Annotated in this window: 22 protein-coding genes and 1 pseudogene; 12 read left to right on the top strand and 11 right to left on the bottom strand. The window is 40.0% G+C overall.

The window, feature by feature from the left end:
- Positions 1 to 61 precede the first annotated feature (61 nt).
- Entirely contained in the window at positions 62 to 217 is a 156-nt protein-coding gene (locus L3V38_RS07530) for a hypothetical protein (RefSeq protein WP_237118951.1), read from the top strand.
- Positions 187 to 477, top strand: coding sequence for a GNAT family N-acetyltransferase (locus tag L3V38_RS07525; RefSeq protein WP_237118950.1), 291 nt, complete (start codon positions 187 to 189; stop codon positions 475 to 477). The genes L3V38_RS07530 and L3V38_RS07525 overlap by 31 nt, the downstream gene beginning before the upstream one ends.
- Before the next feature lie 40 nt (positions 478 to 517).
- On the opposite strand, the gene minE is transcribed toward L3V38_RS07525, so the two are convergent.
- Genes minE through minC form a run of 3 tightly spaced genes read right to left on the bottom strand, consistent with a single transcriptional unit; the run spans position 518 to position 2,302 of the window.
- Complete coding sequence (minE, locus tag L3V38_RS07520; protein ID WP_062568059.1) at positions 518 to 781, bottom strand: cell division topological specificity factor MinE; 264 nt, start codon at positions 779 to 781, stop codon at positions 518 to 520.
- Position 782: 1 nt separating this feature from the next.
- Entirely contained in the window at positions 783 to 1,592 is an 810-nt protein-coding gene (gene minD / locus L3V38_RS07515; RefSeq protein WP_062568058.1) for a septum site-determining protein MinD, read from the bottom strand.
- 5 nt (positions 1,593 to 1,597) lie between these two features.
- Entirely contained in the window at positions 1,598 to 2,302 is a 705-nt protein-coding gene (gene minC, locus L3V38_RS07510; RefSeq protein WP_062568057.1) for a septum site-determining protein MinC, read from the bottom strand.
- A 155-nt stretch (positions 2,303 to 2,457) separates the two neighbouring features.
- On the opposite strand from minC, the gene L3V38_RS07505 reads away from it, so the two are divergent.
- Together L3V38_RS07505 and L3V38_RS07500 are read left to right on the top strand one after the other, a co-directional pair.
- Positions 2,458 to 2,739: a YcgL domain-containing protein gene (locus L3V38_RS07505; protein WP_062568056.1), complete on the top strand. Its 282-nt coding sequence runs from the start codon at positions 2,458 to 2,460 to the stop codon at positions 2,737 to 2,739.
- The gene (locus tag L3V38_RS07500; RefSeq protein WP_130152228.1) at positions 2,732 to 3,757 is read left to right on the top strand and encodes a lytic murein transglycosylase; all 1,026 of its coding nucleotides are present in this window, start codon (positions 2,732 to 2,734) and stop codon (positions 3,755 to 3,757) included. Before L3V38_RS07505 ends, L3V38_RS07500 begins: the two co-directional genes overlap by 8 nt.
- 267 nt (positions 3,758 to 4,024) lie before the next feature.
- Here the strand turns inward: L3V38_RS07500 and L3V38_RS07495 are convergent, their stop codons facing one another.
- The gene (locus tag L3V38_RS07495) at positions 4,025 to 4,579 is read right to left on the bottom strand and encodes a MarR family transcriptional regulator (protein WP_062568054.1); all 555 of its coding nucleotides are present in this window, start codon (positions 4,577 to 4,579) and stop codon (positions 4,025 to 4,027) included.
- A 258-nt stretch (positions 4,580 to 4,837) separates the two neighbouring features.
- Between L3V38_RS07495 and adhP the strand changes: the two genes are divergently transcribed.
- Positions 4,838 to 5,848 carry an alcohol dehydrogenase AdhP gene (adhP, locus tag L3V38_RS07490; RefSeq protein ID WP_237118949.1) on the top strand — a complete coding sequence of 337 codons (1,011 nt, stop codon included), beginning with the start codon at positions 4,838 to 4,840 and terminating at the stop codon, positions 5,846 to 5,848.
- Between the two features lie 469 nt (positions 5,849 to 6,317).
- Positions 6,318 to 9,176, top strand: a complete 2,859-nt coding sequence (locus L3V38_RS07485) for an ATP-binding protein (RefSeq protein WP_237118948.1) — start codon at positions 6,318 to 6,320, stop codon at positions 9,174 to 9,176.
- A 305-nt stretch (positions 9,177 to 9,481) separates the two neighbouring features.
- Here the strand turns inward: L3V38_RS07485 and L3V38_RS07480 are convergent, their stop codons facing one another.
- Complete coding sequence (locus L3V38_RS07480) at positions 9,482 to 11,893, bottom strand: TonB-dependent receptor (protein ID WP_237119328.1); 2,412 nt, start codon at positions 11,891 to 11,893, stop codon at positions 9,482 to 9,484.
- Between the two features lie 196 nt (positions 11,894 to 12,089).
- Positions 12,090 to 13,358, bottom strand: a complete 1,269-nt coding sequence (locus tag L3V38_RS07475) for an amidohydrolase family protein (RefSeq protein WP_062568049.1) — start codon at positions 13,356 to 13,358, stop codon at positions 12,090 to 12,092.
- A 147-nt stretch (positions 13,359 to 13,505) separates the two neighbouring features.
- Between L3V38_RS07475 and L3V38_RS07470 the strand changes: the two genes are divergently transcribed.
- The 3 genes from L3V38_RS07470 (at position 13,506) to L3V38_RS07460 (ending at position 16,429) form a co-directional block, all read left to right on the top strand.
- The gene (locus L3V38_RS07470; RefSeq protein ID WP_237118947.1) at positions 13,506 to 15,329 is read left to right on the top strand and encodes a DUF885 domain-containing protein; all 1,824 of its coding nucleotides are present in this window, start codon (positions 13,506 to 13,508) and stop codon (positions 15,327 to 15,329) included.
- A 66-nt stretch (positions 15,330 to 15,395) separates the two neighbouring features.
- Positions 15,396 to 15,893 carry a YcgN family cysteine cluster protein gene (locus L3V38_RS07465; RefSeq protein ID WP_237118946.1) on the top strand — a complete coding sequence of 166 codons (498 nt, stop codon included), beginning with the start codon at positions 15,396 to 15,398 and terminating at the stop codon, positions 15,891 to 15,893.
- The gene (locus tag L3V38_RS07460) at positions 15,893 to 16,429 is read left to right on the top strand and encodes an RNA methyltransferase (protein ID WP_237118945.1); all 537 of its coding nucleotides are present in this window, start codon (positions 15,893 to 15,895) and stop codon (positions 16,427 to 16,429) included. The genes L3V38_RS07465 and L3V38_RS07460 overlap by 1 nt, the downstream gene beginning before the upstream one ends.
- 30 nt (positions 16,430 to 16,459) lie before the next feature.
- On the opposite strand, the pseudogene L3V38_RS07455 reads toward L3V38_RS07460, so the two are convergent.
- From L3V38_RS07455 to L3V38_RS07445, 3 genes and pseudogenes are all read right to left on the bottom strand, one after another.
- A pseudogene (locus L3V38_RS07455) lies at positions 16,460 to 16,643 on the bottom strand (type II toxin-antitoxin system YoeB family toxin).
- Positions 16,636 to 16,890 (bottom strand): type II toxin-antitoxin system prevent-host-death family antitoxin, encoded by a 255-nt coding sequence (locus tag L3V38_RS07450; protein ID WP_237118944.1) that lies wholly within the window; start codon positions 16,888 to 16,890, stop codon positions 16,636 to 16,638. Before L3V38_RS07450 ends, L3V38_RS07455 begins: the two are co-directional and overlap by 8 nt.
- A gap of 215 nt (positions 16,891 to 17,105) precedes the next feature.
- Complete coding sequence (locus L3V38_RS07445) at positions 17,106 to 18,842, bottom strand: hypothetical protein (RefSeq protein WP_237118943.1); 1,737 nt, start codon at positions 18,840 to 18,842, stop codon at positions 17,106 to 17,108.
- A gap of 205 nt (positions 18,843 to 19,047) precedes the next feature.
- Between L3V38_RS07445 and L3V38_RS07440 the strand changes: the two genes are divergently transcribed.
- Positions 19,048 to 20,733, top strand: a complete 1,686-nt coding sequence (locus tag L3V38_RS07440; protein ID WP_237118942.1) for a M1 family metallopeptidase — start codon at positions 19,048 to 19,050, stop codon at positions 20,731 to 20,733.
- Positions 20,734 to 21,125: 392 nt separating this feature from the next.
- The gene (locus L3V38_RS07435) at positions 21,126 to 21,725 is read left to right on the top strand and encodes a hypothetical protein (protein WP_237118941.1); all 600 of its coding nucleotides are present in this window, start codon (positions 21,126 to 21,128) and stop codon (positions 21,723 to 21,725) included.
- Positions 21,726 to 21,786: 61 nt separating this feature from the next.
- On the opposite strand, the gene L3V38_RS07430 is transcribed toward L3V38_RS07435, so the two are convergent.
- Both L3V38_RS07430 and L3V38_RS07425 read right to left on the bottom strand, forming a co-directional pair.
- Positions 21,787 to 22,740 (bottom strand): carbohydrate kinase, encoded by a 954-nt coding sequence (locus L3V38_RS07430; protein ID WP_237118940.1) that lies wholly within the window; start codon positions 22,738 to 22,740, stop codon positions 21,787 to 21,789.
- Entirely contained in the window at positions 22,737 to 23,954 is a 1,218-nt protein-coding gene (locus L3V38_RS07425; protein ID WP_237119327.1) for an AGE family epimerase/isomerase, read from the bottom strand. Before L3V38_RS07425 ends, L3V38_RS07430 begins: the two co-directional genes overlap by 4 nt.
- 147 nt (positions 23,955 to 24,101) lie before the next feature.
- Here L3V38_RS07425 and L3V38_RS07420 point away from each other — a divergent pair, with 147 nt between their 5' ends.
- Positions 24,102 to 25,373: a sugar MFS transporter gene (locus tag L3V38_RS07420; protein WP_237118939.1), complete on the top strand. Its 1,272-nt coding sequence runs from the start codon at positions 24,102 to 24,104 to the stop codon at positions 25,371 to 25,373.
- Positions 25,374 to 25,669 lie beyond the last annotated feature (296 nt).

Raw genomic sequence — 25,669 nt, 5'->3', positions numbered from 1 at the left:
TGTTTGTTGCAACCTAAAAAGGTACTTTTACTAAAGTACCTTTTTCTTTTTTAAGACAATAATGATTGAATTTGTAGCGGTTACAGAACAAGACAAAGCCTATTTACTAGACTTAAGGTTAAATACCATGGTTGAACACCTTGAGAACCAAGGTTTATTTTATCGCTTGAACAACATCAAGCAAGAGTGGCGGAACACTTTGAACACAGCCACTTAGTGTTAAATGATGGGCAATGTGTAGGCGCTGCTAAGTTCATTGTTAGTGACAAAACAATCAGTTTATTACAGTTACAAATAGCACCCAAACAGCAGGGCAAAGGGCTAGGCACTCAGGTGTTAAATGCACTAAAAGCACAAACATCAGAAATTAATTTAACGGTGCTAAAAGCAAACCCAGCGTATGGGCTATATCAACGGGCAGGATTCAAAACGCTAGGTGCAGACGACTATGAGTTTCATATGCAGTGGCAGAAATAAAAAAGGGCGCTGTTAGCATTAACAAAGCGCCCAATTTTGACTATTTCTTTTCTTCTTCTGGCAGAGTCACGTTCAACTCAAGTACTGCTAAGTCATCTTCATTTTGATCAAACTGAACTTGAACAGCATCGGTATTTACATTCACATATTTGCGTATCACATCAAGAATATCTTGTTTTAGCTGTGGCAGATAATCAGGTGTACCACGTTGTGAGCGCTCGTGTGCGACAATGATCTGCAATCGCTCTTTTGCTAATGACGCACTGCTCTTCTTCTCTGAGCGGAAGTAGTCAAGTAAAGACACATTAACCTCCAAAAATCCGTTTAAATAAGCCTTTTTTCTCTACATCTAAAAAGCGGAAATCGACTGTTTCACCTAGTAGACGATTAATTGCATCAGTATAGGCTTGGCCTGCATCTGATTCACCGTCTAAAATCACTGGTTGACCAGAGTTTGATGCACTCAATACTGCTTGTGATTCAGGGATAACACCTAAAAGTTTAATCGCAAGAATTTCTTGCACATCTTCAACTGATAGCATTTCGCCTTTTTCAACACGCTCAGGGTTATAACGTGTTAATAATAAGTGTTCTTTAACGCTTTCTAGGCCTTCTTCAGCACGCTTAGATTTACTGTGCAAAATACCTAAAATTCGGTCGGAGTCACGTACTGATGATACTTCAGGATTTGTTGTTATAATTGCTTCATCAGCAAAATACATTGCCATCATTGCGCCCGCTTCAATACCCGCTGGCGAATCACATACGATGTAATCAAAGTCTTTCTTCAAATCATTTAGTACACGTTCAACACCGTCACGGGTTAAGGCATCTTTATCACGTGTTTGTGACGCAGGTAAAATGTGTAACTTATCAACTCGCTTATCTTTAATAAGGGCTTGATTTAAGTTAGCTTCACCATTGATTACGTTTACAAAGTCATAAACAACACGGCGCTCACAACCCATAATAAGGTCAAGATTACGTAGACCAATATCAAAGTCGATAATAACGGTTTTAAAGCCCTTAAGCGCTAAACCTGTGCCAATTGCAGCACTCGATGTGGTTTTACCAACACCACCTTTACCAGAAGTAACGACAATTACTTTTGCCATGAGATTTATCCTTTAACCAAAGCTGAAATTTCTAATGAATCATTTTTTTGTTGGATTTGTACTGCGTTGCCCCAGTGTTCACCTTGTAGGGAATCGCTGATCCAATAACTACCATTAATTGAAACAAGTTCTGCTTCTAATTTTTGGCAAAATATTTGTGCTTCGTTGTAGCCTTTAGCACCTGCAATTGCACGTCCGCGCAATGTGCCATAAATATGAACATTACCGTCGCTGATCACCTCTGCGCCATGACTAACCGCACCAATAACAATAAGGTCACGATCTTTTGCATAGACCTGCTGTCCAGAGCGAACTGTGCCGTGAATCACTTGTGCAGGTAGGTGAACGGTTTTCTCAACGATAGATGTATTTGTTTGTTGTTTAGCGGTTGCCCCCTTAACGTCCTGTGAATAATTTAGGACTGATAAGCCTGCCGCTTTGGCGTTTTCGTTTTGCTCTTGGCTGCCATTACACACACCAACAGGGTTAAACGATAGACTGGTAAGCATTGATTTTAAGAAAGAAAAATCAAACGAGTCACCTTGTACATCACTTAAGTTAATTACAATGGGCGCGCCTGCAAAAAACTTAGGTGCTTGGGCTATTTTTTCATCTAACTGCTTACTTAAAAGAGAGGTATCTGCTGAAAATAGATGCAACACAGATAAAGTAAAAAGGTTCCCTTTTAGTTCAAAAATTTGTTCCGACATACATGCTCAATTGAATTGTCTTGGTTAGCTCTTTTTTAAATAAACGCAGGCTGAACAAGGCGTATACAGTAAAAATCTAACCGAAATTTTTAATCTTCTTATAAGAGTCATGTTATAGTGTGCGCCCTCGTTAAGCAAGATATTATAGGGTCATAATGCTAACTGCGGTGTATAAAAGTAAGAAAAAAGCGGATACCTACCTTTTTGTAGAAAAAAGAGATGATTTTACGCGTGTTCCTGAACCTTTAATGGACACATTTGGTCAACCACAGTATGTGATGATAATTAATCTTGCTAGTCGTGAAAAGTTAGGATTGGCAGACTTAGAAACGGTTAAGCAAGCGTTAATTGACCAAGGTTTCTACTTGCAATTACCACCGCCAGAAGAAAACCTGTTAACCCAATTTAAAAAAGACAAGGGAGTTGAGAGTGATTAAAAAACTTGCCGTAGTTCTACTAAGTGCTTCATTAAGCACATCTGTATTGGCAGAGGAAAAAACACAAGCTGACTTCGACGTATACGTTGCTGCATTAAAAAATGAAGCGACAGAAAAGGGCTATGATCAAGCCTTAATCGAGCAAGCATTCGCAACGGCTAAATTTAAAAAGAAGGTCATTTCAGCTGACAAAAATCAGCCTGAAGTAAAAGAAACCCTCGAAACCTATTTACCAAAACGTGTGCCGCAATGGAAAATTGACCGCGCGCGTAAACTATACAAAGAAAACCAAGAGGTTCTTGAAAAAGTAGCCAAAGAATACGGCGTTCAAGCACGCTTTATTGTTGCACTTTGGGGCCTTGAAAGTAACTTTGGTAAAATCCAAGGTGGTCATAGTGTGATAGCATCATTAGTCACACTTGCTTTTGATGGTCGCCGCGAAACCATGTACAAAAACCAACTTTGGGCAGCGCTTGATATCTTAAAAGAGGGTCACATTACCCTTGATAAGTTCAAAGGTTCTTGGGCAGGGGCAATGGGTCAAACGCAGTTTATGCCAACTTCATTTAACGCCTACGCTGTTGATTACAACGGTGATGGCCGCAAAGATATTTGGACCACAGAAGAAGACGCATTTGCTTCAATCGCAAATTACTTAAAGCAAGCAGGTTGGAACGATGATTTAACTTGGGGTCGTCAAGTTAAATTACCTGAAGGCTTTGATAACGCAAACATTCTTAAACGTGGCACTAAAACGCGCAGCCAATGGTTAGAGTATTGGAAAGACTCTGAGCGCAGCCTTGCTGATTGGCAAGCAATCGGTGTTCGTAAAATGGATGGTAGCGACTTACCGCAAGTTGATATTACCGCCGCAATGGTGATGCCAGATGACGTAAATGGCCGTATGTACCTAGCCTATGACAATTATAAAGCACTGATGCACTGGAATCGTTCGTATTACTTTGCGACCAGTGTTGGTTACTTATCAGATCGTATCGGTTATCCAGCGGTTAAGTAATTGATTTTTAACCACCAAGTTTAATCAAAGCTTGGTGGTTAATTGAATAGAGTGTTTTGGGTATGAGGTTGTCACTTACGGCGACACATATCCGTACTTACTGCGTGCTAAAGCACTGCCTTCAAGCAAACGCGCGAAACAAGTTTCACGCCTACGATAGAAAAAATTAGGCGCTAGGATTTAGGCTCTGGGACGCGATATAAAATCGCTGCTACATGTTCGGCGTTAAAACGCCTCCTACAAACTTTCCCCTGGCAACTCGCTAACTTACTCTTTTCCGGGCTTCTTCAAAATCTTATCTTTAAAATCAAGTACCTTGCCAATGCCCGATCCTAGTTTCATTAGGCTTTGGAGTTGTTCAGGGCTTAAACGTTGTAGCTCTGCTGACCATTTTGTAACGGTTTCAAGTAGGTCGTGAATTTCTTGCATTTGCTGCTGAGCAAAGCGCTCATCATCGTTGTGTGCTTCTTCTAAAATATTATCACGAAGTAAGCTAAGAGTTGGGTCTATCTCACGTTTTTTACGCTCTTCGAATACGCGGTTGGCCATGTCCCAAATACTGCCCGCAGGGCCGTAGTATTCTTTACGGTCGCCAGGGATATGATGCACCTTAATTAAACGCCAAGACTGAAGTTCTTTAATGCCCATACTCACGTTACCACGTGAAATACTTAGAGTGTCGGCAATTTCATTGGCGGTCATCGGCTCTTTAGTAATGGTGAGCAAACCACACATTTGACCAATGGTGCGGTTAAAGCCCCAACGGCTACCCATTTCGCCACAGTGCATTACAAAAGCTAGATTTTTTTCAGATAGGCTCATAATTTTTAGTATTCAAAAACTTCAGAAATTTAATGCTAGCACGGTGTTGGTATAACTAAAAGAAATAGCCACTATTCGATGTTACGCGACTAAAGTCTAAATTTCGAGCTAGTCAGTTGATTTTACTAAGAGTTAAGCAGAAAACCATATCCTGTACGAAAAATAAACAACTTGATCTGTATCAATATTGGTGACAATAGTTTGCGTTATCGTATAGGCTCAAAGTGCTCAATCAAAATAATACCACGGAGGAACGTTATGAAAGCTGCAGTAAATAAAGAATACAAAGGTAAGCTAACTATTGAAGATATTCCATGCCCTGAGGTAGGAATAAACGACGTGTTAGTTAAAATAGCGGCGTGCGGTGTGTGCCACACTGATTTACATGCATGCCACGGAGATTGGCCTGTAAAACCTAAAATGCCATTAGTACCTGGCCACGAAGGGGTCGGTACAATCGAAAAGGTAGGGGCTAATATAAAGCACTTATCTGTGGGCGATAGAGTAGGGATCCCTTGGCTGTATAGTGCATGCGGGCATTGTGACTACTGCTTAGAAGGTAAAGAAACCTTGTGTCTTGAGCAGCACAATACAGGTTATTCAATAGACGGTGGTTACGCTGAGTATTGTGTTGCACATGGTGACTTTGTCGTAAAAGTACCAGACGGGTTAGGCTTTGCAGAAGCTGCGCCATTATTTTGTGCCGGTGTTACGACGTACAAGGCATTAAAAGTAACGGGTGCAAAAGCAGGTGATTGGGTTGCCATAGTCGGTGTGGGTGGCCTTGGCCACTTAGCGGTGCAGTACGCAAAAGCAATGGGCTTTAACGTAATTGCCGTTGATACTGGTGAAAGCAAACTCAACCTTGCTAAAGAGCTTGGTGCAGACATCACTATTGATTTTATGAAGCAAGTACCATCAGAAACCATTTTTGAGCAAGTGGGTGGTGCGCATGGTGTTGTGTGTACAGCCGTATCAAAACCAGGGTTTGAGCAAGCTTACAAAAGTGTACGTCGTGGCGGTAAATGTGTGCTTGTAGGTTTACCACCTGAAGATATGCCATTGCCAATTTTTGACACCGTATTAAATGGTGTGTCTGTTGTGGGCTCAATCGTTGGCACGCGTAAAGACTTACAAGAATGCCTCGACTTTGCAGCCAAAGGTAAAGTTAAAGCAATTATTGAAGAAAAGCGCCTCGAAGATATTAACGATATTTTTGACGACATGCTAAAAGGTGACATCACAGGCCGTATTGTGATGACGCTTTAAGCTAAGTCAGTTAACGCTGTCAGGTTTGGTTGAGTGGTTCAATTGAATCTGGCAGTTTTTCATATTTGTAAAAAAAAGGATCTGTAAGTCGTTAATTGCCCCAAAATGGTTTAACGCAGACGAGCTAAGGGCTGCTTTAAGAGGATCTTTGTTAGCTTTTAGATGAATGGCGGCTCTCATATTAAAGGGAGACACTTCAAAAGCTCAAATTATTTTCCTCTTTTTTAAGAAGACATCGATTTCATCAAAAAGATAAGCTTTAACAAGGTATAATTGTAGTTGCATTTTAGTTTGCTAATGCTTAAGTTTGTGAAATTATTTAATTTGAAATTAATTGAATCGTCATTTCTAGTCTCGATAAAGAATAGTTTTTTACGAATTTCTGATGACTAATCTGTTTGGTACTATTGATGCTAACCTCAGCAGCCTAATAATTTAAATTATTTGTCTTTAAATAATAAACTTAATAATGCAAAAGGAAAATGAATTGTTACATTTGCCCAGTAGAACCAAGACTCTTCTTGAAAAAGACCCAATAATAAAAGCTTTTGTTTACTCTTGTATTGCCAAGTTGACCCCCTGGATTAATGACAATAAACCCATTTTTTTCCCCGAATATACAGATCATGGTTTTACCCACTTAAACGAAGTTTTATTAACAGCTGATAGTATTATTTCAGATGAAAGTTGGCCTAATCTTACTCCTAAAGATGCAGCAGCAATGGTCGTATCTATTTTATTACACGACTGTGCAATGCACATGACTGTGGATGCTTTCGACGCTTTAATTAATGATAAATTTCCTACTGTTACTTCACGTTATACGGGCAAGGAGAAAAGCTGGAGTGATGTCTGGAGTGATTATTTTGCTGAAGCTAAAAGGTTTGATGCAAAGAAGTTGTATTCTATTTTTGGTGATGAGGTTCCTGTTCGAAATATCCCTTCAAATAAGATTGATTGGACAGATAGGGATAAGTTACTAATTGGAGAGTTCATTCGTAGGCACCATGCTAGAATGGCTCACGAAATTGCGTTTTATGGCGTCCCTGGTATTAATGGGGATTCTATTGATTTACCCGTTGAACCTCAGAAAGGCTTTCTTGATCTTTGCGGGTTTATTGCCAGAAGCCATCATTTAGGTTTGCGCCAAGCCGTCGATATGATAGAGAAAAATACGAGGCGAGTTCATCTTAATACTCACGTCCCATTTATAATGCTGATTCTACGAATTTCGGATTATATCCAAATCCATGCAGAACGAGCACCAAATCAATTGTTAAGCTTAAAAACTTTAGTAAGTCCAACTTCAATTGGGGAGTGGAAAAAGCACAATTCAATTGTTGATATGCATCAAGAGCACGACGATCCTGAAGCCATATACGTAGATGCTGAACCAGAAAGTGCAATTATTTATGAAGAACTGAAGAAACTTTTTGCTGGAATTCAATCCGAACTAGACCTTTCATGGTCAGTTTTAGGGGAAGTATATGGGAAATCAGAACATCTTAAACATTTAGGTATAAGCATTAGAAGGGTTCGCTCATCTTTAGATTCATTTGATGAATTTATAAGAATAAAAAAGCCTAATTATATCCCTAAAGTTCTAAGTTTTAAGACAGCAGATTCAGAAATGATGGAGTTATTAATAGCTCCCCTCTATGGCGATAAGCCAGAAATTGGCATCAGGGAATTAGTACAAAACTCAATAGATGCTTGTTCAGAACTTAAGGATACTCTAGTTAAAAATGGCCGTCCGTATAATATCGATTCAAACTTCGATGTTTGTATAACTCTTCATGACATTGAGGGGGCTAGTAAAGTTGTTATTGAAGACTTTGGTATTGGAATGACTCTTGATGTTATCGAGAATTATTTTCTAAACATAGGAGCCTCATTTAGAAATAGTGACAGGTGGAAGAAAGAACATGAAACTGATGGTCATTCTAATGTATATCGAACCGGAAGGTTTGGTATCGGCTTATTGGCGGCATATCTGCTAGGTGAAGAGCTTGAAGTTGAAACACGGCATGTAAGTCAAGGTGAAAGCCAAGCTCTTAGATTCAAATGCAGAAAAGGCTGCGATAATATTATTGTATCTAATACTGATTTTCATATAGGAACAAAAATAACAATAAATATAAATGATAGGGTGAGAAAGATTTTAGCTAACGATGAAGGTTTATGGGATTGGTTCACTCTTTCATCTATTAAAGTTAAAAGAAAAATAATAAGTGATGTAAAAGAAGTGGACTTGGAACAATCTAGGGTTGTACCTGATTCTGATTCAAATATTGATGGTACTCCATGGAACCGGACATTAGCTGATGGTTACGATGATATCTTATGGACATATGATGCCATTAACAAAAGTAAAAATAGACATAGTCATAGTCATACTACTTTGATTTGTAATGGCATAATTATTACTGACGTAATGTATTTGAATGATTTTAATATCTCAGAAAGGATGGGGGTAATTGATATAAACCCTCCTTCAATAAATGTGTTTGATCAAGATGGTCGCCTACCTATTAATTTGGAGCGTTCTAGTCTTGTTAGTCGCTCTCTACCGTTTAAAGATGAATTATCAAAAGATATTTCTAGCTATTTGGTTAAGAGCATAATTTCATTTATTAAAAACCTTGGCCCTATTAAGTTAGATAAAGATTTAGTAAATGAATTAGCTAATTTTTCAGTACCTTGCCTAAAAAAGAAAAATGACTACCAGAACATTGATGTAAGTAAGCTACTCATTAATGACAATAAGTTGGTTCCTTTAGACTATGAACTTCTCTTGAAAAATAACATTAATACAATTTATGTTGATGCGGTAAATTTAGGGAAAAATACAGGTTCACTTGCATCGCAGGAGTTTATAAAAAATTGTGATTCCTATCTTTTTGTAGATAAAGTTACCGAATCAAAGTCTAGCCGTTCATCTTTTATTAGAACATTTTTTGAATTTCAAGAAATTTATTGGATGAAAAAAAATGCGGTGGCAGCATTACCAATATGCGGGAGACGAATATTAATTAAAAAATCTGATGTGGAAGAAGTAGTATCCCCTGGTTATGTTCCAAGAACTTTTTGGAATAGGTTAGAATGTGAATGGAGTGATGAAACATGGGTTCTAATGGCTATAGGTAGCACCCCAAAAATAAACTTTGATTTAGAGAGGCTTACAAAGGAGCTAGATCAAACGAAATCTTTTGGATTTATCACGCTTTATCTAGAAGGGAATGAAAAAGAAATAAATGAATCCTCTTCAATATTTTCAAATGCATGGCTAAATGAAAATAATCAATTACCGTATGTGGAAAATGGCTAAAGAGCTTATTAAACAAGATAAAAATAAAGTTGATGTTGCTCCTTCGTAGTTAACATGTAGCGACTGATTTTTGCCTGCTAATAAGGGCAAATTTGTTTTAGGTTTATAGTTAAGTCGGCTAGAGTTAATTAGCAGGCGATAAATATCCTAGAGCCAACTTCCGCTTTTGGAACACAACAGCTGGTTGGCCTGTTGTGGTCAACTCATTTTTGACGAAAAACAAGCCACTACTCAAACTCGCTCTTACTAAATAAAACAAAAAAGCGCGACTTATCTAAGCCGCGCTTTTTGCTATCAATTCACAATTAAAGTGTGTAGCTAAAGGTTAATTTAGCATTACGCTCTTCACCTGGCATACCGCCTAAGAACATTGCTTTTGAATAATAGGTTTTGTTAAACAAGTTATTTAAGTTTAACTGTAGTTTCCAATCATCTGTTTGGTATTGAATTGCTGCGTCGTAAACCGTGTAGCTTGGTACGTAGCCATCAGGAATACCAAACGAGGTTGAGTTTGTACTGCGGTCATCAACATATTGAACGCCTGCGCTAATTGTAAGTGGCTGGGCTAAATCAAACCATTTAGCGTCATAGCTTAACCAACTACTTGCAGTTACGTAAGGCACACCTTTTTGGCGAGTATCGAAAGATGATGAGTTAGGGTTTTTCTTATCGCGCGCGTCTTGATAGACCGCATTGATGTTAAGTTTCCACTGCTCGTTTAAATCGGCATTTAAATCAAGCTCAACACCTTTGGTTTGCTCTTCACCATCGTAAAAGCTTTTTGGTACTGAGGCATCAGATACACCGGCTTCGTAATCTGGGTTGGCATACTCAAGGTTTGTACGGGCACTATCAAACACCACAAGTGATGCGAGTAGTTGATCGTCAAACGCTTTTACACGCATACCAATGTCGTTACTGACTGACTCGGCGTCATCGCGGTCTGCTTCGTTACCAGACACACTACCAAGCACGCTGTAGGCTGTACGGCCTTTAGAGTGGTTTACAAAGAACGAGATATCATCGCTAAGTTTGTAGGTTGCACCTAGGTTGTAGGTCATACCGCTGTCTGATGTATCTGCTTCTGGTGTTGGCTCGGCGGCACTTGCACGGTAGCGCGCATCAACACCAAAGTGTTCGTAGCTTTGTTTAATACGGTTAAACGCAACGCCTACACGGGTTGTGAAAGTGTCGTGAATATAGGCAACATGTTGAATACCCACACCCCAAGCTTGAACTTTTTTGTTGTAATTGCTGGTTTTTAGCGGGTCGTAATCGTAAAAGCTGCCTTCGCCCCAGTTCGGGTTACGAATATCAAAAATGTAAGGTAATTGACCTTGGTAAATAACCTCACCATCTTTGTTTTTAATGACCTGATCAGCATCGTAAATTGAGTATTGTTTAAAACGAATATCGCGGTCTTCGTAGTTGGCGTTTACCAGTAGCTCGTTATCAATTCCGGCAAAGCTAAAGTCATAACGAAGATCAGCAAAGTATTGCCATGATTTTTCGTCAGCTTCTACTTGGCGGTATTCTTGGCGACGAGCGGCAAATGGGTAAAGTACGTCATCAACCACTAATGGAGCGCGCGGGTCGGCATTGATCACGCCTCTGCGGTTCCAATAAACATAGTTATAAGCACCCGTTTGGCGGGCAAAGCTCGATTCGTAATTACGGTATTGTAGTTGCTGGTTTAAAAATAAATTATCAGTAATGAAGTAGTTATGGGTTAACTTAAAGCGCAGCTCTTCGCCTTCGTTATCATTTGCCATTGGCGAAATAATACCGTTATGGCCAAAGGTATAAGGTGTTAAGCCATCATTTGCTGCCAATGAGTCTGCTAATTGCTGGCGTTGCTGATCGGTTAGTTGCAGGCCTTTTGCCGTTGCATCGTTAATTAAATCGGCAGCGGTTACTTCACCTGCGGTTTTACCATTTACTGAGTCGCTGTTAAAAATACGAATAGGGTGGCCAATTGAATCAACGGCAATGGCATCTTTGATATAAGCGGCAGAAATCATGATGTCTTGTTTGTCGCTTAATACGTATTTTAACGCACCATAAATTTCGTCACGGTCGTCTTTTAAGTCGCGGTAGCCCTCGCTGCGAGCGGTTTTTGCGTTAACGCGATAAGCAAGGTTGTCGGTTAATGCTGCTGTGCTATCAAAGCCTAATGAATAGCTATCCCATTGGCCAAGCTCGGCATTAACGGTGTGTTTTTCAGTAAATTGTGGCTTTTTTTCAATAAGGTTGATAACACCACCTGCGCTACCCATACCATATAAGCCCGTTGCAGGGCCTTTAAGTACTTCTACAGATTCAACATTGGTCATTGAGCGTGTTGGGTTAAATGTGTTACCTAGGCCTGCACCGCCGTACATACCATCGTAGGTATAGTTAGCCCCTAAACCGCGGATCACTAAGTTATCGCCAATACCGTAGTTGTTACCCGCTTGGGTTACACCACTGATGTTACGCACTAAGTCTTGTAGATTTGTAGCGCCTTGCGAGTTGATAAGCTCTTGATCAACAACCACAACTGGGGCTGGCGTTTCCATTAAGGTCATATTTGATTTAGTGGCAAGGCCAGATTCAAGTACCACACGATTTTGTTTGTCGTAAACGGTAATTCGTTCAACTGAGTCTAAATCGTTGGCGTTTGCATTGAATGCGCTTAAGCAGGCAAGGGCTAAAATTGAGTATTTATGTGTCATTATTATGGGGAATTTGTCGAAAATTTTCGGCAATGATAATGCGAGCTATTTTCATTTCAAGTTTTATTTATCTAAATTAGGTATTTTTTTCGTTTTAATACAAAAAAGAGATGTTCTGTTAAAGCTTATTTAACTTGTGAGCGGTGAATGGTTAAAAAAGGGGAGAGCTGGCTTCTAAATAAGAAGCCAGTAAAACAATTTATTTATAGACTTTGCCGTCTTTCATTACAAATTTTACATCTTCCAGTACGGCAATGTTTTCAAGCGGGTTGCCTTTAACCGCAATGATGTCGGCTAAGAAGCCGCTTTTGATTTGACCAAGTTGATCATCCACTTTTAGCAGTTTAGCGCTATTAATTGTCGCTGATTGTAATGCTTGCAGTGGCGTCATACCAAACTCAACCATACGCGAAAACTGTTTAGCGTTATCGCCATGTGGGTAAATTGCGGCATCGGTACCAAATACCATATTCACACCCGCTTTAACGGCACGGCTGAAACTATCACGCTGTTTTTTAGATACTTGGCGCTCTTTGTTGAGGTTTTCTTCTGCAACCCCGTTTTGTTCACCGAAGGCAAGTGTGTATTCAGTGTTATAAATATCCATTGAGAACCAAGTACCATGTTTTTTAGCAAGTTTAATGGCCTCGTCATCAACAAAACTAACGTGTTCTACACTGTCTACACCAGCAATGATTGCGGCTTTTATACCACTCGTACCATGTGCATGTGCCGCAGCGGTAAGGCCGCGTAGGTGTGCTTCGTTCACAATGGCGTTCATTTCATCTTGTGAATACTGCTGAATACCTACCTTAGTGCCTTTTGAGAAAACCCCACCTGTTGCGCAAAACTTAATCGCATTGGCACCATATTTAATGTTTTCGCGTACCTTAGCGCGCACAGCCCACGGGCCATCAGCAACGCCTTCGGCGGTGTATTTCATTTCTGGTGGTAAACGGTTGTTGTCGCAGTGACCGCCCGTCACGCCGAGTGAGGGGCCTGCAGCCCAAATACGCGGGCCAACAATGTCGCCTGCATTAATACCATCACGTACAGCAATCACACTGTAGCCTTCTGCACCTAAGTTACGCAGAGAAGTGAATCCTGCGTATAAGGTTTTTTCAGCAAAGTGCGCCGCTTTAATCGCTTTACGTGGAATAGACTGACCAATTCGCTCGCTGCGCGGCACAGTTGGATCGCTCGTTAAATGCACATGCATATCCATTAAACCAGGCACTAAGGTTAGTTCTGGCAACTGTATATGTTTATCACCCTCTTTTAGCCGTGGTTCTTTATTACTATCTACACTTGTTATTTGACCGTTTTCTATACTAATAAGTGGTGATTTAATCAGTTTTCCTGAATGAACATCAACCATTTCTTTTGCAGATATATAGGTTGCAGCATTTATATTCATTGATATAAAGCCCGTTAAGCCAAGGCTTATTGATAACAGAGTCTTTTTCATTTTTATTCAAAGTTAGATAGTCGAATCGCAACTCTAGCAACCACTTTGCATAGTGTAAATAAACTGCGATAAATTGCAGGGATACTTGCTTATTAGCAAGCTAAAGCCGCATAATTTATCTGTAATCACTATCAGGGCAAGGAAAGAATGAAAAATATAAAATTAGCAATAATCAGTTCGGCAGTTCTATTTGCATTAGTTGGTTGTAACGAACCTGCTTCTAAAAATGAAAAGCCGACGACTGAAAACGCACAAACTACGACGCAAGCAGAAGCACCCGCAGCACAACTCGACACACTATTAGCCGATTACTTTGAAGATGGTTTACAGTTTAACCCTATCGGCGGCACTTATATCGGTCGCAGCGAATATAACGACCAATTTATTGCACCTATCAATAAAGCAAACCGTGACCAGCAGCTTAACTTTGTTAAAGAATACAAAAACAAACTAGCAAATATCGACAAAGCGCAATTAACAGGTCAGTCATTATTGAGCTACGAAATTCTAGCGCGCGATTTAGACCTTGCGATTGAAGGCGCTCAGTTTCCAAGTTACTTAATGCCAATTAATCAAATGGGCGGTGCGCATAATACCTTTGCAGCTTTAGGTTCTGGGCAAAGCGCACAGCCTTTTAACACGGTTGAAGATTATCAAGTATTTGAAAAGCGTGCCGATGGCTTTATCGCTTGGCTAGAGAGTGTTGAGCAATCAATGCGCCAAGGCATGAAAGACAAAGTGGTTCTTCCTAAACCGCTTGCTGAAAAACTATTACCGCAATTTCAAACTCATATCGTAGAAAAACCAGAAGAGTCATTATTCTGGGGGCCAATTGCTCAGTTACCTGAGTCATTTAGCGACGAACAAAAAGCACAGCTAACAAGCGAATACACGGCGATGATAAGCGAGCGTTTAGTGCCTGCGTATCAAAAAATGGCTGACTTTTTAGCCAACGAATACATACCAAATGCCCGTGAAAGCATTGGTTACAGTGAGCTGCCAAATGGCAAAGCATGGTATGAGTATCAAATTAAACAGCATACAACGCTGAGCCTAAATGCCGATGAAATTCATGAAATTGGCTTAAGCGAAGTATCGCGCATTTTATCTGAAATGAAAAAAGTCAAAGAGACTGTCGGTTTCGAAGGCGATTTAAAAGCGTTTTTTGAACACTTAAGAACCTCAGATGAGTTTTACTACGATACGCCAGAAGAGTTAATTGCTGCGTACGAAGCAGTAAAAGAAAAAATCGACGCTAAGCTGCCGCAAATGTTCGATATTGCGCCAAAAGCGCCATACGTTGTAAAAGCAGTTGAAGACTTCCGCGCTGAATCTGCTGCGGGTGCATCTTACCAGTCGCCAGCGCCAGATGGCTCACGCCCAGGTATTTTCTATATCAATACCTTTAACCTGAAAGCACAGCCTAAGTTTTTACTTGAAACCCTGTCTATTCACGAAGCCGCACCGGGTCACCACTTTCAAATTGCCTTGCAACAAGAAATTGAAGGACTACCGCTGTTTCGTAAATTTGGTGGCTACACGGTATTTGCAGAAGGTTGGGCATTGTATGCAGAAAGTTTAGGTAAAGAGCTTGGCTTATTTACCGACCCTTACATGTGGTACGGCCGTTTATCAGATGAGCAATTACGTGCAATGCGCTTAGTGCTTGATACTGGTTTTCATGCGAAAGGTTGGACACGTCAACAAGGTATTGATTACATGTTGGCTAACTCATCAATGGCCGAAAGTGACATTATCGCCGAAGTTGAGCGTTATATTGCATGGCCTGGCCAAGCGCTCTCGTACAAGTTAGGTCAGTTCAAAATCCAAGAACTACGTGACTACGCGAGTAAAGAGCTAGGCGATAAGTTCGACATTAAAGCTTTCCATACGCAAGTGCTGATTGATGGCGCATTACCAATGCCAATTCTTGAAGAGAAAATTAAACGTTGGGTTAACGAGCAAAAATAGCTAAACTTTGCGCGTATGCTGGCTTTACGCTAGAATGCGCGCTGTTTAGGGGCTTTGAGTAATACCATGTTAGAAGAACAATTTTGGCTTAAGCGCTCGCTTGAGCAAATGTCACAACCCGAATGGGAAGCCATTTGTGACGGCTGTGGTAAATGTTGTTTAAATACATTTATTGACAGTGAAGACGAAGATGAATTTACCGCAACGGATCAACTTCGTGAGGGTGAAGAACTTATTTTCACTAATATCGTTTGCCAGTACCTAGACAACGACACCTGTGGTTGTAGCGAATATGCGAACCGTCAAATCTTAGTGCCTTCGTGTGTAAAACTCACTAAAGAAAACCTAAAAGATATCTTTTTTATGCCGCAAAGCTGTAGCTACCGCCGTCTTTACGAAGGTCGTGGCCTTGCTTCTTGGCACCCATTACTGAACGGTGGCAGTAAAGATATGATGCATCAACTGGGTATTTCTGTGCGTGACAAAACAGTGAAAGACTGTGATGTCGACCTAGATGACTTTGACCTTTACGTCGCCGAGTGGCCAACCAGAGACATTGATTAATGAGCGCCCTTAAAGCAAGCATCGGCCTGTTAAACCCAAAAAGCCCAACGAATGTGGGTGGGGTGCTACGCGCCGCTGGGTGTTATAATGCCAAGCAAGTGTTTTTTACTGGTAGCCGATATTTACGCGCTAATAAGTACCATACCGATACCAAAAATGTGCTTGAGCATATTCCACTAACCCAAGTTGAAAGCCTAGAACAAGCCAAGCCTGAAGGTGCCACAACGGTGGTGATTGAGCTGGTTGAAGGTGCAACGCCACTGCCTGAATTTAAGCACCCTGAAAACGCATTTTATGTGTTTGGCCCTGAAGATGGCTCGGTTAGTAAAGACGTGCTGAAGTGGTGTGATGAAGTAGTGTATGTGCCAACCATAGGCTGTATGAACCTAGCTGCAACCTGCAATGTTGTGCTGTACGACCGACTTGCCAAACTCGGTGGCATCGAAAGCTCTAACGACACCATTTGCAATAGTCGAGACACTAACAACTCACTTAAATGGCAACCAAATCAATCTGAGAAAGCCGACACTGAGTAATCACTCATAATAGCTTTGTTAGCGCCAGATTTAATAGTGGTAACGACACGAAATTATCGTTATCGCTTGATCATCGACTATGTAAACAAGTCTGTTAGTATCATCAATGAGTTTGTTGATCCGCTTGAGTGTTTTCTTGTCTTGAGTATTGCCAATACAGGTAGTCATCCCATGCGTCATCAGTCCACGACAGTAATCGTTGACTATCATTCATCAATTAACTCTCGTGCTGTTGTTTTACCAGCACGGTACTGTGCAATCGAACGGATTAGATATTCAGCGTTTTTAGGTGAACGTAATAAGTGAACTGTTTCCATAAGGCTATTGTAGTAATCCAAAGACATAACCACGGCATCTTCAGAATCACGACGGGTAATAACTGTTGTATCAGCATCATTAACTACACCATCCAAAACAGCTTTGAGATCATTTTTAGCCTCAGTAAAAGATACGATTCTCATAATAACCTCAACATGTACATTTAATGGAACAAGTATAGTCTTTAGTTATCTACATATACAGTGAGTTAAACATGAAGTATTGATCAAGAAACAACTGATTTACCATCATTAGCGAGCTGCATGAATACACTTTTAAATGAAGTGGGGTTTATAGTACTGAAAGAGAGTGTAAAAAGAGCGCTAAATTGCGCTCTTTGTGTATTTAATTAAATTAATCACTCTTTTGTGATTTGTACATTACTTTCCATGTTAATACCGTTATCAGTGATGTCGGTGGAAAAATAAACACTAACAGGTTGATGACGTAGTGAATCAAGTTCAGCCATTTCCTCATCACTTAATTGACCGGTTGCTGCAACGCTATCTAGCAAAGGTAAAAGAATTTTTTGAACGTCAAATGCCATGTTCACAAAGCCATTTTTAGTGGCACTTTGCGACTCTAGAGTATCGGCAATCTGTGCTGACTTATCACCAGTGAAAATCACGATATGATTGCCCTTTAGCGCCATTTTAATGTCTAAGTTAAGTGGCACTGGTGAGGGAATGTATTCGTTGATCAGCACCGCATCACCATTGGCAGGCAGTTTTATATTGGCAAGTGGTGGTACAAAACCTTGCGCAATCGAATACAAACCATGGGCATCGGTAGCTGATAGGGTAACGATAGCATCAAGCTTATCAATTTGTGGCCCTTGGTAGTCATCAATAGTAAATGCAGCATCTTGAACGCTCACACTCATGCCTTGTACGCCATTTGCAAAGCCTGACATCATGGCAAGCCCTGCAGTGCTCACATCTTGCATTTCATTCTGTAGTGCGACAATTGGGCCACAGTTAAATTCAGCTGACTTAATTGCACCCGTGAGTGTATTGGCTAGAGGCAGTACTTTTGCTACGTCAATACCATAGGCAACACTTAAAACTTGACCGTCAAGTTGTGTAGTGTGTTTTGGCACGAAGCCACGTATTGCTTGTAGAGTATTTAGTAAGTCTTGATCTGTACTTTGTAGAACAGCTTTTACATCAAAGTTGGCGTAATCAGTAGTGATACGTGTTTTTGTAGTCCCTGACACAGTTGCAGGCCATTTAGCCGCAATGGTGGCGATGTCATCTTGGCATTCAGGGGTTGAAATAGCCGCTAATGCATTGTCTTGCTGTGCTTTATTAAGTAACTCTTTTAGCATTTGATGTAAGCGAGAGTTTTCTTTACCAGTAAGGGCGTTAGCAATCCGTTGATGATCAACATAGCCTACAGAATTTCCATCCAATGAAAAAGTATTGATAAGCGTTGCCAGTTTATCGGTATCTGCTAATGATTTAACAGGCTTTTCAACCCCTAAAGCAATTCGTAAGTCTTGCTCGTTTGTTAAGGGACTACTCAAAGTAAGAGTTACCCAATTATCTGTTGCAGATGCAATCAGATGAATATCATCGATACCATCTAAAGTAAGTGCAAATTGTGTGTAAGTGACACCTTGTGAAGATTCATCAGAGTAGGCAATACCCGCTTCATCAGCAGAGTCTTTAATGCTATTTAAGAGTGCGGTTTGCTCACCCACTCTAATACGAAATATCGGCATTAATCCTTGGCTGTAAAATAACCCCATAGATTCATCGCTGAACCCCCATGTAGACTTGAACGTGTCATATGACGTTAACGATGTTTGGTACTTTTCTAAAAGCGCTGCAATAAAGAGGGCATTTGGATCGCCACTCGTTCTTAGCTGAGCAACAACGGGCGTTAAATCGTTGCCGCCTTTCATTGCACTCGGCATAAGCTCAAAGTATTTAGCATACGGAAATGGTTTTAATTGACCGTAAAAAATTGGCGTGTCGGCAGGGACGTGCTGAAGTTGCGACAACTCTACATTAACGCTTGTATTACTTTGTGAATAGAGGAACGCGCCAGCAACAATAGCGACTGCGCCTCCTGCAAGAAGTTTGCTATTCATAGCATAAATTCCTTTTTAATAATTAGATACGCTGAAAAACATACCACGATTATCTTTAAAAGTCCTAGGTTTAGATACTCTACATATCCAGAGCATCACCTCTATCTGTTTTTAATATAGGTCTGAATTTCATCGCAAATCTTAGTAATAAATAATTGCTCATGCCATTTTAAATCGATAAAAATAACGATAAGGAAAAAGTATTTTGCAAGTAAATCAATTTTTTAAAGTAGCCACTACTGTCGTAGCATCGGCTGTGCTAGCCGCGTGTAGTTCAAAACCTATTGCATTAGATCCTGTTATTGGTGATACAGGGCAAGCTTTATCGGCGATTGCACTTAAAAGTGATGTTAAACACTACGATTTGGCACTTGAGGTATTTCCTGATAACAAACGTATTAAAGGTATTGCTACAACAGACTTTAAACTGCTAGCAGCCACTCAATTTGTAGAATTAAAATTGGATAGCCGCTTTACAATTAATGAGGTGAGCTCAAAAGGCGAGGCTCTTAAATATGAGCGAGATGGTGGTGTAATTCGTGTTGATTTAGGTGAGCAACAAGCAAAAGACAGTGTGGTTAGTGTTGCTGTAGCCTATCAAGGGTTTCCTCATATAGCTAAAAATGCCCCTTGGGATGGCGGGTTCGTATTTTCAAAAACAGAGCAAGGTGAACCTTGGATAGCAACCGCTGTGCAAGGAGAAGGCTGCGACTTATTCTGGCCATGTAAAGACCATTTTGCAGACAAAGCAGACAGTATGCGAATTCGTTTAACAGTACCGCAAGGGCTGAGTGCGGTGACTAATGGCGTATTACAAGAAGTGAGGCCAGTAGAGGGTAATAAACAACAGTTTGATTGGTTGTTATCGGTGCCAGCCAGTGACTATAACATTGCACTTAATATTGGCCCTTACACGCGTATTCAAACGGATTACACCAGTGTGAATGGCGCGACTGTACCTATCGAATTCTGGTCTCTGACAAAAAATGAGCAAAAAGCACGTGAGCTTATCGAAAATGATTTACGCCAGCAGGTTACGTTTTTTGAAAAGATGCTTGGTCCATACCCGTGGGGCGGTGAAAAGTTAGGTTTTGTTGAGACGCCTCACTTAGGCATGGAACATCAAACAGTCAACGCGTATGGTAAAAAATACAAACGTGATCCTAATGGTTATGATTGGTTACTGCAACATGAGCTGGCTCATGAATGGTTTGGCAACTTAATGACCCATGAAAAGCTCAATGATGCATGGCTGCATGAGGGGTTTGGTTTTTACATGCAACCCAGTTACAGCTTATATAAATTTGGTGACGCAGCGTATAACCACAGCATGTACTCAGCTTACCTTGGGCTGAAAAACTGTGAACCTGTTGTACTTGATGGACAAATTACATCTGACCAAGCGTTTAACTCCGATATATATGGCAAAGGTGGTTGGACATTACACACTCTTCGCTGGCTTGTGGGTGAAGACGTATTTTGGCAAGCAACACGAGAGCTTCTTTATGGTGTGAATAACACAGTGTCGTTAACATACCCAATTGCTCCTCGTTATCGTAACACCGACGAGTTTATTGCCATAATTAATCGTTTAACCGAAAAAGACTATCAATGGTTTTTTAATATGTATCTTAAGCAGGCTGAATTACCTGTATTAAAAGAGACATATAACGGCGATACGTTAATATTGAGCTGGCAACATCCACAAATTGCAGCTGAACGTTTCCCCATGCCAGTTCCTATTTCGATAAATGGTATAGAGAAAATATACCAAATGGATAAAGGAGAGCTGCGCATCACATTAAAAGAAGCTGATCATGTCGTGATTGACCCAAACATGAAAGTACTGCGTTACCTACCTATTATTGATAAATGTAAAAACGACGATTAGCTAATTTAAAAGGGTATTAAATTAATACCCTTTTTCTTTACGGTATTTGTTTTTTAAGTCCTAAAATAAATACCAATGCTTAAATTTTTAGGCTGAAATGATAAGCAACTCCTGTAATTAGTGTTCCGTAGGTAGATTGTAGAAACTAAGTTTCAATACAATATGATGTTTATAAATACCATTAAGAAAAGCTTTCTTAATAAAAGTTCATCCTACTGAAAAGGTTACACTAAGATCTTTTATCGTATAATTTTGTAACTATCTTTTTTAATTGGTGCTAGTGTATTAAATAAGACTTTTTAGATTACTCATTATAAAAGTAATAACATACAAAATTTACATCAATACATCATATATTGTGAAAACTTTATTTTGAGTTGGCTGGGAGAGATATGAAAATTAAATTAGTCATTGTATTTCTGGTGATAGTACTCACATGTATCTATTTTATTGGGCAAACAGATGAAGTCACTAAGTTAAAGGAAAATAAAAAAGATGAAAACTCAGTTTTAGTTGAACATAAAGATGTAGCTGCTAAAAGTAAAAAACTTACAAACATAAATAATGATGGCAAGTTAGAATCAACTAATATGAAAACGACAACGCCGTTGGATAGCAATAGCACTGAAAAAAGAGAGCAATCAGTCATTACCAGCAGTGATATTGTTATAGATAAAAGCCCTAATAACGTTGAGAAAGTCCCTTTTGACGAGCAAGAGGTGAACTATGAATGGGCTGATGAAATGACATTTAAATTGAACGACCTTTTCTCTTCAAATGAGCAACTAGCCAAATTAGACCTTATAAATGTAGAGTGTAGAGAAACACTTTGCCACTTAGATTTGACGGCAGAGCAAAACTCAGAATCAATTGAACAAGCGATTCTGATTGCAGAGCAATTGCGTTCTGATGCTGCATGGCAAGATTATGTTTTTTATTATGTTGGCCAAACTGAAGAAAGTACAATGACAGTAGAAATAGGTGTTAAATAATTAGCTAAAGGTTATGTTTTGAACACGGTATTAAGTCATTAATACCGTGCATTATACTAGGTTAAATTAAATCTTGAGCACTTGGCAATGACGCAAATGCGCCATAGCGACTGACTGCAAAAGCACCTGCTTTAGCTGCGTAAGCAATCGTCTCTTCGATATTACTTTGCGTTTGGCAATATTCTTTAAAACTCTGTTTATTGGGGCAATACTGGCCAATTTTAGCCAGCATACCACCAATAAATGCATCGCCGGCGGCTGTAGTATCAACAACTTTGGTGGCTGGTGGAGTGACTTCACCTGTAAAATCAGCATGGTAATACCGAATAGCCTCGCCACCATTGGTAACCAACAAACAGCTAACCCCAGCTTTTAAAATGGTTTTGATAGTGTGCTCGAATGGTTGGTCTTTGTGACTACGGTTATTTAAAAATTCCAGCTCTTCATGTGAAAGTTTCACAATATCTGATAGCGATATGACATGCCAAATACGATCAAGTGTGTGACGCATACTTGGCCATAAATTTTCACGTAGGTTCATATCAAAACTACAAACAGCACCGGCTTTTTTGGCCTGTGTTAGGCCATAAATAGTTGTTTGATAGATGTTATGTTCCGTTAAGCTATTGCTGCATACATGCATGATTGCGTGCTCAGAAAACATGCTATGTTCAAAGTCATCAACGCGATAGAGCAAGTCTGCGGCAGGGGGTCTGTAGAAGCTAAACGAACGTTCACCGCTCTCATCTAATGAAACAAATGCAAGGGCTGTTTTCGCTGCATCGGTAAATTGGCAATAGTGGGTATTTACGCCATGTTGAGTCAATTCATCTTTTATAAAATGGCCGAACATGTCATCGCCTAACATACCACAAAAGCTTGTTTTTAAACCGAGTTTAGCAGCAGCCACCGACACGTTTGCAGGGGCACCACCGGCGTATTTGGTAAATGACTCAGGCTGTTTGCCATCGGATAGAAAGTCAATTAATGCTTCGCCAAAACACACTAAACTCATTTTGCATTCCTCAATCTAATCGTTCTTAAAACTTCGTAACAGGCACCCATAGTATGATAGTCAGTTTTACCTGCGGGGGATTTTTCATCGCTATAAGGTTGGTTATCGACAGATAAAATTCGATACCAAGCACCGTATTTATGGTCGACCATATGTTGCCAGCTGTACTGCCAAATCTTTTCGTACCATTGCCAATAGGTTTCATCATTTGTGGCATCAGCGAGTAGGGCTGCTGCGGCTAACGACTCGGCTTGCACCCAAAAATATTTATCGCTATCACAAATTTGTTTATCTGGTGAAAAACCATAAAATATACCACCATACTGATTATCCCATGCAACAGTAAGTGTTTTATCAAACAAACTTTTAGCACGTTCAACGAGCCAAGGCTCATCAATGTGGCGATTTAAAATCAGTAACAGTTTAGCCCATTCAGTTTGATGACCAGGCTGAAATCCCCACGGCCTAAATAAGTGTTTAGGATCATTCTTGTTATAATCAAGATCGAGTTGCCAGACGTGAGAATAATGCTCCCAAATAAATTGTCGGCTATGTTCAGCTAGTTTAACTGTAAAGGTTTCTGCAAGTAGCTTGGCTCGTGCTAAATAGCGGTCGTTATTTGTTGCTTCAAAACACATGAGTAAAGCTTCGCATAAATGCATATTGGCGTTTTGACCACGGTAGCTATCTGCTTGACTCAAGTCACCTGTTCGCTCGTCTAAATACGCGTTGTGATGTTGTTCAAAGTAATGTTTTTCGAGTAAATCCCAAACTCGCGATATTGTTTGCTCACATTCAGTTACTCCTGCCTTAAGAGCAACCGCATTCGCGAGTAACACAAATGCAAGTCCATAACAGTGGTTTGTATCATCTAAAATAGTGACGCAACCGGCTTCGTCTTGCTCTAACAGCCATGCGTAGCCACCCGAGAGTTGTTTATGAACATTTTCAAGATGATCTAGACCATGTTTTGTCAGTGTCAGTGTCAGGTAGTCAGGGTTTTTAAACTCGATATAAGCCATTGCATAGTTGAACACAAAACGCGTACTAGATACTAAATGGCGAGTTTGTTTGTCGTAAACTTCACCATCATTTTTAAAATGTTGGTAAAAGCCACCGGCCCCATTTGAAGCCTGATCAACACAATGAGGGTGATAAAAAGCAAGCGTATCTTTTATGTGCTGCTGTAAAAAAGGCACCGATTTGAAGTTGATGGTTTGCACATCTTCTCCAGCTGAATATTTAAGATAATACAATCATAGCAGGAAATTAAATAATTGGAACGTTCCTATTAAATCCTTGTGCTATTTTTACATCAATGTGTAGAATCGAACGCAACTTGTTAACGGAGTGAAAACCACGTGAGTGAAATTAATACAAACCAATCGTTTGTCGCCGATGGCTCGCAGCAAAATAAAAACTATCTGCTACCACTGACGGCAATGACAACCTTGTTCTTTTTATGGGGCTTTATCACAGTTCTTAATGATGTGTTGATCCCACGCCTAAAAGGGGTGTTCGACTTAACTTATACAGAAGCGATGCTGGTTCAGTTTTGCTTTTTTGGTGCTTATTTTATTGTGTCATTACCTGCGGGTATGTTGGTGAAAAAGCTTGGTTATAAAAATGGCGTACTAACAGGCCTTGTGGTGGCATCAATTGGCTGTATGTTATTTTACCCAGCAGTCGTTGTGCATAAATACTGGTTATTTTTAGGTGCATTATTTGTTTTAGCCTCGGGTATTACGGTATTACAAGTATCAGCTAACCCTTATGTTGTTGCGCTGGGTCCAGAAAAAACCGCATCATCACGTTTAAACTTAGCACAAGCACTTAACTCACTAGGTACCACTGTTGGCCCTTATGTAGGGGGGATTTTATTCTTCGGTACAGCAGGCACGTTAGCTGCGAATGCTGCAACAGCTGAGTCTGTTAAAGTCCCTTATCTGATGTTAGCTGCAGCACTTTTAACGATTGCAGTGGTATTTGCATTTTTTAAATTACCAGTAATTTCTGAACATTCAGAAGAGCAAGACTGCAAAGCCAAAAGTCACAGCCTTAAAGAAGCGCCACATTTAATAATGGGTGTTGTGGGGATTTTTTGTTATGTGGGTGCTGAGGTATCAATTGGTAGCTTCTTAGTAAATTATTTTGGTGAAGCACACATTGCAGGCCTTGAAGAACATGCAGCAGCAAGCTTGATTGCTTACTACTGGGGCGGTGCAATGGTAGGTCGTTTTATTGGCTCTGCGGCACTACAAAAAGTGGCACCTTCAAAAGCATTATTTTTTAATGCAATGATGGTAATTGTATTATTGCTCGTGACTATTTTCACAGAAGGTGATGTGGCACTTTACTCTGTACTGGCAATTGGTTTATTTAACTCAATTATGTTCCCAACAATCTTCTCAGTTGCAATCGAAAGCTTGGGTTCACTGACGAGTAAAGGCTCGGGTTGGTTATGTTTAGCCATCGTTGGTGGTGCACTTGTACCATTAGTACAGGGTGTTGTTGCCGACACTGTGAGTATTCAACAGAGCTTCTTCGTTCCTGTAGTGTGCTACGCATTTATTGCTTGGTATGGACTAAACGTGGTTCGCTTAGCGGATAGCTGGAAAAAGCGAATTGCATAGTCACTTTTAATGATGGAAAACCCCGCACAATGTTGCGGGGTTTTTTATGCCTAATGAACACTGGACAAGTAAATTTACATGATATAACTGTTTAATGAATACGTATTCAAGGTGCAAATATTGCGTTGGCTGTAGGAACGTTCCAATTGTTAATTTGAACATAGTTCATTTATTAACTTTAGAAGCAAAGCTGCCTGCCGTTAACAAAGTAATTGATTTATATAGAAAGCGTTTACTTTAAATTGGGACGTTTTTACTGTTTTAGCCTAAATTTATAAGACAAAGAGGTTTTAATT

Source organism: Pseudoalteromonas sp. L1 (genome assembly GCF_021728095.1).
Lineage (GTDB): Bacteria > Pseudomonadota > Gammaproteobacteria > Enterobacterales > Alteromonadaceae > Pseudoalteromonas.
Note: the sequence above shows the minus strand (reverse complement) of the source record. Positions and strands in the feature narration are given on the sequence as shown.